The organism is Actinoplanes sp. NBC_00393 (genome assembly GCF_036053395.1).
Lineage (GTDB): Bacteria > Actinomycetota > Actinomycetes > Mycobacteriales > Micromonosporaceae > Actinoplanes.
Window position 1 is genome coordinate 3,282,511 of sequence record NZ_CP107942.1, and the last position, 14,480, is coordinate 3,296,990.

Below are 14,480 nucleotides of genomic sequence, written 5' to 3' on the forward strand. Positions count from 1 at the left end.
ATTCATTGGTCCGGTCCCGGGGCCGGGAAGTTCCCGGCGGCCTCGGACTTTCTCGCGTCGCGTGCCGCCGCAGCCGCGTCGCGTGCCGCTGCAGCCGCGAGGAAGGCGTTGTACCGGTCGAGCTCGTCCTCGGTCCCGGTGCTCTGCGCCCGGTCCGCGGCCCGGTCCAGGCGGGCCTGTTCCCGCTCGTCGGAACGAATCCACTGCCGTACCAGCAGCAGCATCACCACGAGAGCGGGCAGCTCGCCGAACGCCCAGGCGAGGCTCGCGCCCAGGCGCTGGTCGTCGAGCAGCGGACCGGCCCAGGCGGGACGCACCGCGAGGTACCAATCGGCGGCGATGACCGTCGTGGACTGCAGCAGGACGAAACCGAAGAAGGCGTGCGCCACCATCGCCAGGAAGTGAACGATGGTCAGCAGCGCCGGATGGATGCGGCGGCGTCCCGGATCGGTGCCGATCAGCACCCAGAACAACAGATAGCCGGCGAGCACGAAGTGGACCAGCATCGCCAGGTGCCCGAGGTGGTAACGCATCAGGGTGCCGAGCAGGCCTCCCATGTAGAGCCCGTACAGGCTTGTCACGTAGATGCCGAGCGCCACCAAGGGGTGACTGAGGAAACGCAGAAATCCGCTGTGCAGAATCAGCAGCAGCCATTCGCGGGCCCCGCGAACCTGCGGGTCCGCGGGGCGCCGCAGGGCCCGCAGGGCGAGAGTGACGGGCGCCCCACCGACCAGCAGGATCGGCACCGCCATCGACAGCACCATGTGCTGCATCATGTGCGCGCTGAACAGCACCGCCGAGTACCGGGCGACGCCGAGGCCGGTGATGGCGGCCAGCAGCAGCATCCCGGCCGTCCAGGATGCCGTGCGGCTCACCGGCCAGACGTGCCCGGCGCGGCGCAGCCGGCGCACCCCGGCCAGGTACGCCAGGACACCGGCGACGACCACGGTCAGGAAGAACATGTCCGGCAGCGGATCACCGAGCATCCGCGTCGCGGTGGGCACGCCGGGCGGGTCGAATCCGAGCAGTTCCACCAGCGGATCCGGTTCCACGGCAGTCGCCGGGGTGGGGCTGCGCGACAGCCCGGCCGCCAGACCCACGGCCGCGCCGAGAACGACCAGCTCACCCGCGGCCAGGCGGAGGAAGGCCCTCGGCGCGCCGGAACGCAGGGCGGGCAGGGTCCGGACACGGTGCACCGCGCCGATCAGGCCGACGGCGAGCAAGGCGAGAACCTTGAGCAGCACCAGTACGCCGTACCGGGTGGTCCACAGGGCGGGCCAGTCGCCGAGCCGCACTGCCGCGTTGACAGTGCCGCTGACCGCGGTCGCCAGGAAACAGGTCAGCGCCAGACTGCTGTAGCGGGCCGCGGTGTCGGCGAAGCGGCGGTGCCGGCGTACCAGCATCAGGCCCGCCAGTCCGCCGACCCAGAGCGAGGCTGCCAGCACGTGCAGAGCCAGGCTGGTCACCGCCAACTGGTGATCGCCGGCACTGGCCGCGTGCCCGGTGAACGCCGGTGGCAGCAGGCAGAGCATCGCCAGCAGCGCGGTGCAGGCGGCCAGCCCGCGCGACACGCCGCCGCGGGACAGGATCGCCACGGCGAGGGCCGACCCGCTCTGCAGCAGCAGCGCCTGTCCCTGCGAGATCGACAGCGCGAAGCTGACAACCGCCTGCCGATTCAGCTCCGTCACCGGCATACCGAGCACGTCGGACACGGTCAGCACGATGGCGGCGGCCGAGAGCAGGGCCCACGTCAGGGCCGCCCACGTCACCCGGCGCAGCAACTGCCATCCGTGCGCGGCCACGCTGGGGCCGTCCCCGGGCAGCAGGAACGCCGCGGTGGTGGTGAGGCCGACGGTCAGCACGCCGCAGAGGTTCGCCAGCATCGAGATGACCGGGAGCAGCCATTCGGTCACCGGGCCCGGGCTCGGGATGCCCGGGAGCACGGTGTCCTCCACCGCGTTCCCGAACCACAACGCCGCGGCCAGGGCCAGCACGGCCGCCCCTGCCGCTGCCAGAGCCACGGATGGTGTTCTCAGCGCACTTCGCACGGCCCATCAGTCGGCCCGCGACTCCGGAAAGTTCCCATCCCGATGATCTTCGGGGATGTCACCCGGCGCGTGGTTGAACTGTGCCCGGCCACCGGCCGTACGAGGGTGCGAAGCGTGTCGGGAGAGGATGCACCGGATGGCCGAGCAAGATCTGACCGCGCTGGCGTTCGCCGCCGGGCGCGGTGACCGGGAAGCGGCCGCCGACCTGATCCGGGCGACCCAGTTCGAGGTGAACCGCTTCCTGCGGTCGCTGGCGAGCGGCACGGACGTGGACGATCTGACCCAGGAGACGTACCTGCGGGCGCTGGGCGCGCTGCCGTCCTTCGCCGGCCGCTCGTCGGTACGCACCTGGCTGTTCGCAATCGCGCGGCGGGTCGCCGCCGACCACGTCCGCCATCTCACCCGGCGCCCGCGGCTCGCCGCCGTGACCGACTGGGTTTCCAGCGCGGACAGCGCCGACCCGCACAGTCACCCGCGGTTCGAGGAGCAGCACGCTCTCACCGACCTGCTCGCCGCCCTGTCCGACGAGCGGCGCGAGGCGTTCGTCGCCACGCAGGTGCTCGGCCTGTCCTACAGCGAGGCGGCCGAGGTCTGCGACTGCCCGGTCGGCACCATCCGCTCGCGTGTGGCCCGGGCCCGTGAAGACCTCGTCGCCGCTCTGGCCGGCCGGCAAGGGCAGGACCAGCAGACGGCCTGACATCGGCCGGCATCCGCGAAAGAGCCGCCGGCCAGCGTCGGCCGACCCACCAGACGTGTGGCACAAAGTCGGCGAAAGTTCACGGGAACTATTCACGCACAGGCATCGACTCATGGGGCGAGACCGGACCGGGCGCTGTCACGCATCCGTCCGGCCCACTGCCATCTATGGAGGGATGTCAATCCGATGAACAGTGTTTCGCGCCGTACGGTCCAGCTCGGGGCGGCCGGTCTGGTCGCCACCGGCCTGCTGCTGATGACCGCTGCGCCCGCCGCGGCGCACGTCACCGTCTCCCCCACGGTGACCGCGGCCGGCGCCTACACCGTCCTGACGGTGTCGGTGCCGCACGGTTGCGACGGCGCGGGCACCACCAAGGTGGCCATCAAGGTGCCGGAGGAGATCGTCGCGGTGACGCCGACGGTGAACACCAACTGGACGGTCGAGAAGGTCATGGCGGATCTGAACCCGCCGGTCAAGGACAGCCACGGCAACGAGGTCACCCAGCGGGTGTCCGAGGTGGTCTACACCGCGAAGGCGCCGCTGCCCGACGGCATGCGCGACAAGTTCGAGCTGTCGCTGAAGCTGCCGGACACCCCGGGCAAGACGCTGGTCTTCCCGGCCGTGCAGACGTGTGAGAAGGGCGAGACCGCCTGGGTGCAGGTGCCCGCCGCCGGGCAGAACGCCGACGAGCTCGAGCACCCGGCGCCCGGTTTCAAGGTCACCGAGGCGGAGAAGGAGGGCGCCGAGGCCGCCCCGGCCGTGCAGCAGGTGGCCGCCACCAGCGACACCGGCAACGAAGGCGACGGCGGCACCAGCGTGGTGAGCTGGATCGCGCTGGCGGCGGGCATCCTCGGTCTGGTGCTCGGCGGCTTGGCGCTGCTGCGTTCCCGCCGTCCCGCCGCCTGAGATGCCGGTGACGGCTCTGTTGCTCCCGGTCCGGCCCACCCGGCTGGCGGGCCTGGCCGGCGCCCTGCTCTGCGGCATCGTGCTCGCGCTCGGGCCGGCCACCCCGGCCCGGGCACACGCGGCGCTGGTCGGCACCGACCCGGCCGACGGGGCGGTGCTGCCCGATGCCCCGGCCGAGGTCACGCTGACCTTCAACGAACCGGTCCAGCTGCGGCCGAACGGGGTACGGCTGCTCGACGCCGACGGTGTCGAGCAGCCGGCCGAGGCGCGGACGGTTGACACCCGGGTGGTCCTCACCCTGCCACCGGGGCTGGGTGACGGCAGTTATGTGGTGGCCTGGCGGGTGATCTCGGCCGACAGCCATCCGATCGCCGGCGGGCTCACCTTCGCGATCGGCGCTGCGAGCACCGGCACCGGCACCGTCGGGGCCACCGCGGTCACCGAACCGAGCGCCGGGTTACGTCTGGCCCGTCAAGCCGGTGAGGCCCTCGGCTACCTCGGTGTGCTCGGCGCAGCGGGTCTGGCCGCCTTCGCGTCGCTGCTGCTGGCCGGCGGGACCGGCCGGGCGCGGCGCCGCATCTACCGGGTGCTGCGCTGGACGGTGCCGTCGACGATCGCCGTACTGGTGTTGTCGTTGCCCGTCGTCGTCGCCTGGCAGGACGGCGCCGACCTGGGTGCGCTGATCGATGCGGCGACCTGGCGGACCGCCCTGACGACCGACACCGCGCTCGCCGCGCTGCTCGCCGCCGCCGGGCTGATCGTGGCGTTGGTCGCCGCCCGTGCCACGAGGTCAGACAGTCCACCCGGCTTCGTCCCGGTCGTGGGTCTTGCGGGCACCGCGCTCGCGGTGGGCTCGTTGGCGCTGACCGGGCACACCCGTACGTTCGGCCCGTCCTGGCTGGTGCTCTCCGCCGACCTGCTGCACGTGGCCAACGCCGCGCTGTGGCTGGGTGGGCTGGCCGGCCTGACGGTGCTGCTGCTCCCGTCCTCGCAGGCCACCACCGAGGGCGCCGGGCGTACGGTGACCGCGTTCTCCCGTCTCGCCGCCTGGCTGGTCGCCGCGCTCGGCCTGACCGGTGTGCTGCTCGGCTGGCGCATCATCGGCTCCTGGTCAGCCCTGTTCGGTACGGCCTACGGCGTCGCGCTGCTGGTCAAAGTCGGCATCGTCGCGGTGATCGTCGGCATCGCCGGGTGGAACCGTTACCGCCTGCTGCCCCGCCTCGCCGCGACAGACGGCGCCGGCCCGGCGTGGCCCGCCCTGCGGCACACCGTCCGCGCCGAGGCGGGGCTGCTCGTCGCCGTCCTGGCCACCACCGGCGTCCTGGTCACGCAGAGTCCGGTCGAGGACAGCACGCCGTCGGTACCCGCCGACCGACCGGCGAGCGTCGAACTCGCCGCGCCGCTCGGCACCCACCAGGCAGCCGTCGTCCTCACCCCCGGCGCGGTCGGCATCAACTCGCTGGAACTGAGCATCGTCGACGGCGACCGGCAACCGGTCGATCCGCTGGACCCGCCGCAACTGCGGTTCACCCTGCCCGACCGCGGCATCGGCCCATTGGAACGGCCCGCCTCGCGCACCGGACCCGGCCGTTACGAGGCCGTCGCCGAATTTCCCCTGCCCGGCCGATGGATCATCGAGGTGAACGTGCGGACGTCGAAGTACGAGAACCCGATCGCGCAGATCCCGGTGGAGATCCGATGAGGCGCCCGGCCCTTGGCCTGCTCGCGGTGGCGATGTCCGCGGCGCTGCTGTTGCTCACCGGCTCCCCCGCCGCCGCGCACGTCCTGCTCGCCGAGGCCCAGCCCAACGGTGACGGCAGCACCGCGCTGACCTTCACCTTCGATCACGGCTGCGGCGAGTCACCCACCACCGAACTGATCGTCACGCTGCCGCCCGGCGCGGCCGAGCCCAGCGCAACCCGTCAGCCGGACGGGTGGCGGGCCGTCGTCGCCCCTGACCGGGTGACCTGGACCGGACCCGCCCTGAACGCCGGCGCCGAGGCGGCGTTCACGCTGACGACCCGCCTGACCGGCAGCGTCGGCCAGACCCTGCGTTTCCCGACCCTGCAGCACTGCGCCAACGGCGAAGCCTATCGGTGGATCGACACCGAGTCCGACGCCGAGCATCCGGCGCCGAGTCTGATCGCCACCCGGGCCGTCCTGGCGTCGGCGGCAGCCTCCCCGCAGGCCGCCGCGGGCACGGCACCGAGCACCGGTGGTGGCACCAGTCTGCCGCAGGCACTCGGCGCGCTCGCCGTGTTCGTCGTTGCGGTGAGCGCCGTCGCCGCTGCCCTGGGCCGCCGTGCCAGACACCCGGCATCACCGCCCGTGGACCAGCCCGCCGCCCCCAGCTGAACGGTCCGGTCAGTTCCGCGACCCGTCCGGGTCGCCGCGCGTCGCCGTACCGATCCTGCTTGAACGCCGCAGGCGCAGTAACGTTCCTCTATGACTGACACCGCGCGTCCACCCTTCCACCTGGCCATCCCGGTGCATGACATCGGCGCGGCCCGCCGCTTCTACGGCGAGGTCCTGGGTTTCGGCCAGGGCCGTTCGGCCGAACGCTGGACCGACTGGAACGTCGACGGGCATCAGGTGGTCACGCATCAGGTCGACAACCACGTCAATGCGGTGGCCGGCACCAATCCGGTGGACGGGCACGACGTGCCGGTCCCTCATTTCGGTCTGGTGCTCAGCGTCGAGCGGTTCCAGCAGCTCGCGCAGCGGCTCACCGACGCCGGCACCGACTTCGTGATCGAGCCGTACGTGCGCTTCGAGGGCCAGCCCGGCGAGCAGTGGACGATGTTCTTCCTCGACCCGTCGGGCAACGCGCTGGAGTTCAAGGCGTTCCGCGACCTCGAGCAGTTGTTCGCGGTCTGATCCGCGTGGGCGCTATTTCTGTTCGCCGACAGTTTCCGGGCGTGCCGATGCCACCACGAACGGCGTTCCCTGTTGACAAGTCGTGACCAGATCCGGAACGATCCGGCCGGTCACGGTGAGGTGCGCGCCGGCGCGGATCACCTCCCGGTCACCGCCGACGAGCAGGTATCCCTCGAGCAGTAGGCATCGATGTTCCACGCCGGCCGTGACAATTCCGGTCAGAGTGCGCAGATCTGCCGTCATGAATCCATCATCCCTCCGTTAGGACCGGCGCGATATCTTCCGCCGGGTCGATGTATCTCAATATGATCCGGGTCAATGTGACATCTGTTCGTACCCGGAGGACGCCTGTGTCATCGAAACGATCCGCCCGGATCGCCTTGGCCGTCGCGATGTCGGCCGCTCTGGCGGCCACGGGCGCCGGCGTAGCGCGAGGGGCGCCGACCTCGGATTCGAGTCTTTACATCGTGCAACTGGCGGCGCCACCCGTCGCCGGCTATACCGGTGGGGTCTCGGGCATTCCCGCGACCAGGCCGGATGCCGGCGAGAAGATCGACCTGGCCAGCAGCGCCGCGAAGGCGTACCGGGCTCATCTGAAGTCCGAGCGTCAGCGGACGCAGCGGCTCGCCGGGGTGTCGGCGGGCGAGACCCTCTACGAGTACGACGTCGCGTTCAGCGGGTATGCGGCCCGCATGTCCGCCACCGAGGCCGACGTGCTGCGGCGCAGCCCCGGCGTGCTGGCGGTGTCGAAGAACACCGTCCACAAGGCCGACACGATCTCCACCCCGGAGATGCTCGGGCTGACCGGGCGCAGCGGGGTGTGGCAGCGCCAGTTCGGTGGCGCCTCGAAGGCCGGTCTGGGTGTGATCGTCGGCGTGATCGACACCGGCATCTGGCCGGAGAACCCGGCGTTCGCCGCCCTGCCGGGCCCGCGCCCGGATCAGCGGATCATCGACGCGAAGTGGCGCGGCACCTGCCAGACCGGCGAGGAGAGCGACCCGGCCCGCAACATCACGTGCAACAACAAGCTGATCGGCGCCCGCTACTTCACCGAGGGTTCGCTCGACGAGACGAACCCCAACGAGTTCCGGTCGCCGCGTGACTTCAACGGCCACGGCTCGCACACCGCGGGTACGGCTGTCGGTAACCATGACGTCGACGCGGTCATCGACGGCCGTGTGGCCGGTGACGCGTCGGGCATGGCGCCGGCCGCCCGGCTCGCCGTCTACAAGGCGCTGTGGGATCAGGGCGGTGGCGGCAGCGGCACGACCGTCGACCTGGTCGCGGCGATCAACGCGGCGGTGGCCGACGGCGTCGACGTGATCAACTACTCGATCTCCGGTTCCACGTCGTCGTTCGTCGACCCGGTCGAGCTGGCCTTCCTGAACGCCGCCAACGCGGGTGTGTTCGTCGCCGCGTCCGCCGGTAACAGCGGGCCGGCCGCGGGCACGGTCGCGCACAACTCGCCGTGGGTCACCACGGTGGCGGCCAGCACCCATGACCGCGGCTACGAGAAGTCGGTGACGCTGGGCAACGGCACCTCGTACGAGGGCTTCGGTCAGGGTGCCGCTGTTCCGTCGTCGCCGCTGATCGACTCGGTGCAGGCCGGTGTCGCCGGGGCGCCGGCTGCCGAGGTGCAACTGTGCTACTCGAACGGGCGACTCGACCCGGCCAAGGTGACCGGCAAGATCGTGCTGTGCCTGCGGGGCGGCAACTCGCGGACGGACAAGAGCCTGGCGGTCAAGCAGGCCGGGGGCGTCGGGATGGTCCTCTACAACAACCCCGACAACTCGGTCAACGCCGACTACCACTTCGTGCCGACCGTGCACGTCAACAGCGCTGCGGGTCTGGCGATCAAGGCGTACGCGGCCACCGCGGGCGCCACCGCTGCCCTGTCGGCGAGCACCGAGGTCAAGCTGCGGGCGCCGGAGATGGCCGCCTTCTCGTCGCGCGGGTCGGCGATCGCCGGCAACGGTGACCTGCTCAAGCCCGACATCACCGCGCCGGGTGTCGACGTGGTGGCGCCGGTCGCGCCGCCCGGCAACAACGGCCGGCTCTGGGACGCGTACTCGGGCACCTCGATGTCGAGCCCGCACATCGCCGGCCTGGCCGCGCTGATGGTCAGCGAGAACCCGAACTGGTCGCCGATCTGGATCAAGTCGGCGATGATGACCACCGCCGGTCAGACCGACAACACCGGCGGGCTGATCCAGCGCAACGGCACGGCGGCGACGCCGCTGGACTACGGCTCGGGGCATGTGCGCCCCGGTCCCGCCTACCGGCCGGGCCTGGTCTACGACTCGGCCTACCCCGACTGGATCCGGTTCGCGTGCGGCAGCGGCGCCACCGGGACGGCCTGCGACCAGTACGGCAAGATCGACCCGACGGACCTGAACTACCCGTCGATCGCGGTCGGTGACCTGGCTGGTAAGCAGACCACCACCCGCACGGTGAAGAACGTCAGCAAGCTGCCCGGCATCTACGAGGCGAAGATCCAGGCGCCGGCCGGTACGACGGTGACGGTCTCGCCGAAGCGGTTCGTGATCCTGCCCGGCAAGTCGGCGTCGTTCAAGGTGACGGTCACCCGCACCGACGCGGCGATCGGCCAGTGGACCTTCGGTGCGCTCACCTGGGTCAACCGGGCCGACCCGAAGAAGCTCGTCTCGTCGGACGTGCGCAGCCCGATCGCGATCCGGCCGGTGGCCATCGCTGCTCCGGTCGAGGTGGCCGGGACCGGTGTCAGCGGCTCGGCGCCGCTGAGCGTCACCCCGGGTTACACCGGCACGCTGACCGCCACCCCGGCCGGGCTGGTCCCGTCCACCGTGGACCGGCTGCATCTGGTCGGTTCGGAGCCCGACTTCGACACCGGTGCTCCGGCCGCCGGCCCGGCCGTCGGCAAGGTCACGGTGACCGTGCCGGCCGGCACCCGGCTGGCCCGGGCGGCGACGTTCGACGCCGACCACCCGGCGGGCACCGACCTCGACCTGTTCGCCTACCGGGCCGGCACCAACACCCTGGTGGCGTCGAGTGCGGGGTCGACGGCCGAGGAGCGGGTCACGTTGCCGGCCGGCTCGTTCGACGTTTATGTGGTCCAGTTCGCCACCCCGCCCGGGGTCAGCGAGCTGGACGTCAGCCACCACTCGTGGATCGTCGGTGACACCGCGCAGGGCAACCTGACGGCCACCCCGGCCTCGCAGGCGGTCACCCGCGGCGAGCCGGTCACGGTGACGGCGGCGTGGACCGGCCTGACCGCGGGCAGCCGCTACCTGGGTGTGGTCGGCTACGGCGACGGCACCGCCCGGATCGGCCAGACGGTCGTGTCCGTGGTCGGCTGAGGTTTGACGGGGGCACTGCGGCTGGTGGTGTCCCCGTCACCGAACTCGAAGATCAGACGAACTCCCCCGGTTTCGGCCTGCCGAACGCCGGGGGTTTTCGCGTGCCTCATGCGTACCGTGCAGGGGTTGCGTGGCCTGGGAGGGCCAAGCGTTAGGCTCGCCTAACTTGATCTTTCCCTGGAGGCCTCCGTTGTCCCGCAAGGCGAGTCCCGGCACCGCGATCCTGCGCAGGGCGGTCGCCCGCAACGGCAAGCGGCTGTGGACCGGGACCGCGCTGGCCGGCGTGTACCAGGGTTGCGCGGCGCTGGTCCCGATCCTGATCGGCGTGATCGTCGACCGGGCCGTCGGCACCGGCGACGTGCTCGCGCTGCTGATTTGGATCACGGTGCTCGCGCTGGTCTATCTGGTGCTGGTGGTGACCTACCGGTTCGGCGCGCGGCAGCTGCAGCGGGCCATCGCCGAGGAGGGCCATCTGCTGCGGGTGGAGCTCGCCGCGAAGATCCTGCATCCGCGGGGGCTGCGCACCGACCGGGCCGCCGGTGACCTGCTCACCGTGTCGACGTCGGATGCCGACCTGACGTCCTACCTGCTCGACCACATCCCGCGGATCACCAGCGCCCTGGTGGCGGTCACGGTCAGCGCGGTCACGCTGCTGGTGATCTCGGCGCCGCTCGGGCTGGCCGTGCTGATCGCGACCCCGCTCGTGCTGGCCGTGCTGAACCTCACCGCGCCGGTGATCGCCCGGCGGGTCCGTGACCAGCAGGACCAGGCGGGCCGGGCGACCTCGCTGGCCACCGACCTGGTCACCGGTCTGCGCCCGCTGCGCGGCATCGGCGCCCAGGACGCCGCGGCCGAACGCTACCGGGTGGTCAGCCGGCAGTCCCTGGACGCCACGCTGCGGGCCTCGCGCACCCAGAACGCGTACCTGAGCGCGTCCACGACGCTGAGCACGCTGCTGGCCGGCGGCATCGCGATCGCGGCGGGCTGGTCGGCGCTGACCGGGCGGATCACGGTCGGCCAGTTCATCACGGTGATCGGCTCCGCCCAGTTCCTCATCGAGCCGTTCGGCGTGCTCGCGGTCGTACCCAGCTGGACTGCCGCGGCGCGGGCCGCAGCCGACCGGGTCGCCTCCGTCACCCAGGCCGGGCTGATCCTGCCGGACGGCGCCGCGGCGCCGTCCGGCACCCGCTGCGAGCTGCACCTCACCGATGTCACGCACGGCCCCCTTTCCGGTCTGGATTTGCGGGTACGCCCGGGCGAGTTCGTCGGCGTCGTGGCGCACCGGCCGGTGGACGCCGAGGCGCTGGTCCGGTTGCTGGCGGTGCCCGACGGCTACGACGGCGACATCCTGCTCGGCGGTGAACGCCTGGACGCCGTCGACCGCAGCCGGGCCCGCCGCCTGCTGCACGTCGAACCGCACCAGACGGACCTGTTCACCGGCACCCTGGCCTCCAACATCGGCATCCACGGCGAGGCCGGCGACCAGCTGGCCGCAGCCCTGCGCGCCGCGGCCGCCGACGAGGTGGCGCGCCTGCACCCGGAAGGCCTCGACGCGCCGGTCACCGAACGCGGCACCAACCTGTCCGGCGGCCAGCGCCAGCGCGTCGCGCTGGCCCGCGCGCTGCTGGCCCGGCCACCGCTGCTCGTCCTGCACGACCCGACGACCGCCGTGGACGCGGTCACCGAGAACGCCATCGCCGACGGCATCCGCGCGCTGCGCCACGGCCCGGACACCGGATTCGGCACCGTCGTGATCACCAGCAGCCCGGCGCTGCTCGCCGCCGCCGACCGGGTCGTGGTCATCGGCGACGGCACGGTCACCGCCGAGGGCACCCACGCCCAGCTCGCCGCCGACGACGACACCTACCGCCGGACGGTGCTGCGATGACGGGTCAGACCCTGCCGGTGGCCGGCACCCGGGAGAGCCGGGTCTGGCTGGGCGCCGAACTGCGCGCCCGCAAGGCCGCCACCGCGCTCGCCCTGGCTGCGGGGCTGCTCGCCGCCGGCACCGCGATCGTTCCGGCGTACGCGCTCGGGCTGCTCGTCGACCGGGTCCGTTCCGGCGGTGACACCGCCGCGATCATCCCGGTCGCGGTGATCATCGTGGTGGCCGCGCTGGCCGGTGGCCCCGCGACCGGCCTGGCCGGGCACCTGACCCGTGGGCTGGGCTCGCGCATCCTGGCCGACCTGCGCGAACGCACCGTGGACACGGCGCTGCGGCTGCCCGCGCAGGTGCTCGACCGGGTCGGCCGCGGCGACCTGCTGTCGCGGGTCAGCGCGGACATCACCGCCATCGACAAGGCCGTCTCCGACGTACTGCCCAGCATGATCTCGGCGCTGCTGCTGGCCGTCATCAGCCTCGCCGCGATCGTCGGCATCGACTGGCGGCTCGGCCTGGCCGGCGCGGTCGCCGTCCCGCTGTACGTGCTCGGCCTGCGCTGGTACCTGCCGCGCGCCGCCCCGTCCTACGCGGCCGAGCGCGTCGCCATCGCCGAACGGTCCCAGCAGTTCGTCGAGAGCATGCAGGGCATCCGTACGGTGCACACGTACCACCTGGAGGACCGGCACCTCGACGGCATCACCGCGGCGTCCACCCGCGCCCGCGACATCTCGGTGAACGTGTTCGCCCTCTACACCCGGTTCGTGGGGCGCATCAACCGGGCCGAGCTGGCCGGGCTCGGCGCGGTGCTGGTGCTCGGGTTCCTGCTGGTCCGCCAGGGCGCCGTCAGCATCGGTGAGGTGTCGGCGACCGCGCTGCTGGTGCACCGCCTGTTCGGCCCGATCATCCTGCTGATGGTCACCTTCGACAAAGCCCAGGACGCCGGCGCGAGTCTGGCCCGCCTGGTCGGCGTACTCGGCATGGACGTCGAACGCCGCGTTGGCGGCGCCTCGCCGCCGGGCCGGGACCTGGTCCTCGACGGCGTCGCCTTCAGCTATGACGGGGTCACGCCGGTGCTGCACGACGTCTCGCTGCGCATCGAGGCCGGGGAGCTGGTCGCGCTGGTCGGCTCGACCGGCGCCGGCAAGACCACCGCGGCGTCGCTGGCGGCCGGCCTCCTGCGGCCCGGCAGGGGCGAGGCGACGCTGGGCGGTGTGCCCGTCGCTGATCTGCCCGCGCACACGATCGCGATCGTCAGCCAGGAGACGCATGTGTTCGCCGGTCCGCTCAGCGAGGACCTGCGCCTGGCCCGCCCGGGAGCGTCGCACGACGAGCTGTGCACGGCGCTGGCCCGGGTGGGAGCCCTGGGCTGGGCACAGGATCTCCCCGACGGCCTGGACACGGTGATCGGCGACGGCGGCTACCCGCTGACCGCGGCGCGGGCGCAGCAGCTGGCGCTGGCCCGGGTGGTTCTGATGGACCCGCCGGTCGTGGTGCTGGACGAAGCGACCGCCGAAGCCGGCAGCGCGGGCGCCCGCGATCTGGAGCAGGCAGCCGCGGCGGCGCTGGCCGGGCGTACGGCGCTGGTGGTGGCCCACCGGCTCACCCAGGCGAAGGCCGCCGACCGGATCATCGTCATGGAAGACGGCAAGATCGCCGAAAGTGGCCCGCACGCCGAGCTGGTCGTGGCGGGCGGCCGCTACGCCCAGCTGTGGGCGGCCTGGTCGGCGCGCGTCAATCCTTGATCGAGTCGCGGCCGCGCTGGACGAGCAGGGAATCCGCCGGATAGACCACCGAGGTGTCCTTGTCGTCGTAGTCGAACTGATTCAGGAAGAACCGCATCGCGTTGAGCCGGGCCCGCTTCTTGTCGTTGCTCTTGATCGACGTCCACGGGGCGTAATCGGTGTCGGTGTGCTCGATCATCGCCTCCTTCGCGGTGGTGTAGTCGTCCCAGCGGTCCAGCGACTCGATGTCCATGGGCGAGAGTTTCCAGCGGCGCACCGGGTCGATCTGCCGGATCGCGAACCGGGTGCGCTGCTCGGACTGGGCGACCGAGAACCACAGCTTGGTCAGCGAGAAGCCGCTGTCCACCAGCATCTTCTCGAACATCGGCGCCTGGTTGAGGAAGATCTCGTAGTCGGGATCGGAGACGAAGCCCATCACCCGCTCCACGCCGGCCCGGTTGTACCACGACCGGTCGAACAGCACGATCTCACCGGCCGTGGGGAGCTGCGCGACGTAGCGGTGGAAGTACCACTGCCCGAGCTCGGTCTCCGTCGGCTTGGTCAGGGCGACCACCCGGGCGGCCCGCGGGTTGAGGTGCTCCATGAACCGTTTGATGGTGCCGCCCTTACCTGCGGCGTCGCGGCCCTCGAACAGGATGACGTGCTTTGTCCCGGTCTCCTGGACGCAGTTCTGGAACTTCAGCAGCTCGATCTGCAGCTGATACTTCTCGTGCTCGTAGACGTCGCGGTCGAGCCGCGCGTCGTACGGGTAGTCCTCGCGCCAGGTCTCGACCGGATTGCCGCCGGGATCGATCAGATCGGGATCCGACAGGTGCGGGTCGTGCCGCACTCTGTAGCCGTCGCGCAGCAGCTGCTCGAGGTACTCCCGAAAGTTCTGCCGTATCACCACCCCTCGAGTATCGATCCCCGCGCCGCAGTTTGTCGCGGGCGACCTCGCTGTCGCCGGAAGCCGTTCGACCCTCGACGAACTCTGCGCCGCCGCCCTCGCCGAAG

General features: G+C 71.7%; 10 protein-coding genes and 1 pseudogene. 8 read left to right on the forward strand and 3 right to left on the reverse strand.

Features of this window, described 5'->3' with window-relative positions; genetic code table 11:
* Positions 1-2: 2 nt before the first annotated feature.
* Entirely contained in the window at positions 3-2,021 is a 2,019-nt protein-coding gene (locus tag OHA21_RS15485; RefSeq protein ID WP_328474555.1) for a cytochrome c oxidase assembly protein, read from the reverse strand.
* Positions 2,022-2,184: 163 nt separating this feature from the next.
* Here OHA21_RS15485 and OHA21_RS15490 point away from each other — a divergent pair, with 163 nt between their 5' ends.
* From OHA21_RS15490 to OHA21_RS15510, 5 genes are all read left to right on the forward strand, one after another.
* The gene (locus OHA21_RS15490) at positions 2,185-2,745 is read left to right on the forward strand and encodes a sigma-70 family RNA polymerase sigma factor (protein ID WP_328474557.1); all 561 of its coding nucleotides are present in this window, start codon (positions 2,185-2,187) and stop codon (positions 2,743-2,745) included.
* Positions 2,746-2,931: 186 nt separating this feature from the next.
* Positions 2,932-3,651, forward strand: a complete 720-nt coding sequence (locus tag OHA21_RS15495; RefSeq protein ID WP_328474559.1) for a YcnI family copper-binding membrane protein — start codon at positions 2,932-2,934, stop codon at positions 3,649-3,651.
* Positions 3,652-3,658: 7 nt separating this feature from the next.
* Complete coding sequence (locus OHA21_RS15500; protein ID WP_328474561.1) at positions 3,659-5,353, forward strand: copper resistance CopC/CopD family protein; 1,695 nt, start codon at positions 3,659-3,661, stop codon at positions 5,351-5,353.
* Positions 5,350-6,006 (forward strand): DUF1775 domain-containing protein, encoded by a 657-nt coding sequence (locus OHA21_RS15505; RefSeq protein ID WP_328474563.1) that lies wholly within the window; start codon positions 5,350-5,352, stop codon positions 6,004-6,006. Before OHA21_RS15500 ends, OHA21_RS15505 begins: the two co-directional genes overlap by 4 nt.
* A gap of 90 nt (positions 6,007-6,096) precedes the next feature.
* Complete coding sequence (locus OHA21_RS15510) at positions 6,097-6,528, forward strand: VOC family protein (protein ID WP_328474565.1); 432 nt, start codon at positions 6,097-6,099, stop codon at positions 6,526-6,528.
* 12 nt (positions 6,529-6,540) lie between these two features.
* On the opposite strand, the pseudogene OHA21_RS15515 reads toward OHA21_RS15510, so the two are convergent.
* A pseudogene (locus OHA21_RS15515) lies at positions 6,541-6,753 on the reverse strand (hypothetical protein); the annotation flags it as partial.
* A gap of 125 nt (positions 6,754-6,878) precedes the next feature.
* Between OHA21_RS15515 and OHA21_RS15520 the strand changes: the two are divergent.
* The 3 genes from OHA21_RS15520 (at position 6,879) to OHA21_RS15530 (ending at position 13,487) form a co-directional block, all read left to right on the forward strand.
* A complete protein-coding gene (locus OHA21_RS15520) occupies positions 6,879-9,863 on the forward strand; it encodes a S8 family peptidase (protein WP_328474566.1) in 2,985 nt (994 codons plus the stop codon).
* 190 nt (positions 9,864-10,053) lie between these two features.
* A complete protein-coding gene (locus tag OHA21_RS15525; protein WP_328474567.1) occupies positions 10,054-11,751 on the forward strand; it encodes an ABC transporter ATP-binding protein in 1,698 nt (565 codons plus the stop codon).
* Positions 11,748-13,487, forward strand: a complete 1,740-nt coding sequence (locus tag OHA21_RS15530) for an ABC transporter ATP-binding protein (RefSeq protein ID WP_328474568.1) — start codon at positions 11,748-11,750, stop codon at positions 13,485-13,487. The genes OHA21_RS15525 and OHA21_RS15530 overlap by 4 nt, the downstream gene beginning before the upstream one ends.
* Here OHA21_RS15530 and ppk2 read toward each other — a convergent pair.
* On the reverse strand, positions 13,477-14,376 hold the full coding sequence (gene ppk2, locus OHA21_RS15535) for a polyphosphate kinase 2 (protein ID WP_328474570.1): 900 nt from the start codon (positions 14,374-14,376) through the stop codon (positions 13,477-13,479). The genes OHA21_RS15530 and ppk2 overlap by 11 nt on opposite strands.
* Between the last annotated feature and the right edge of the window lie 104 nt (positions 14,377-14,480).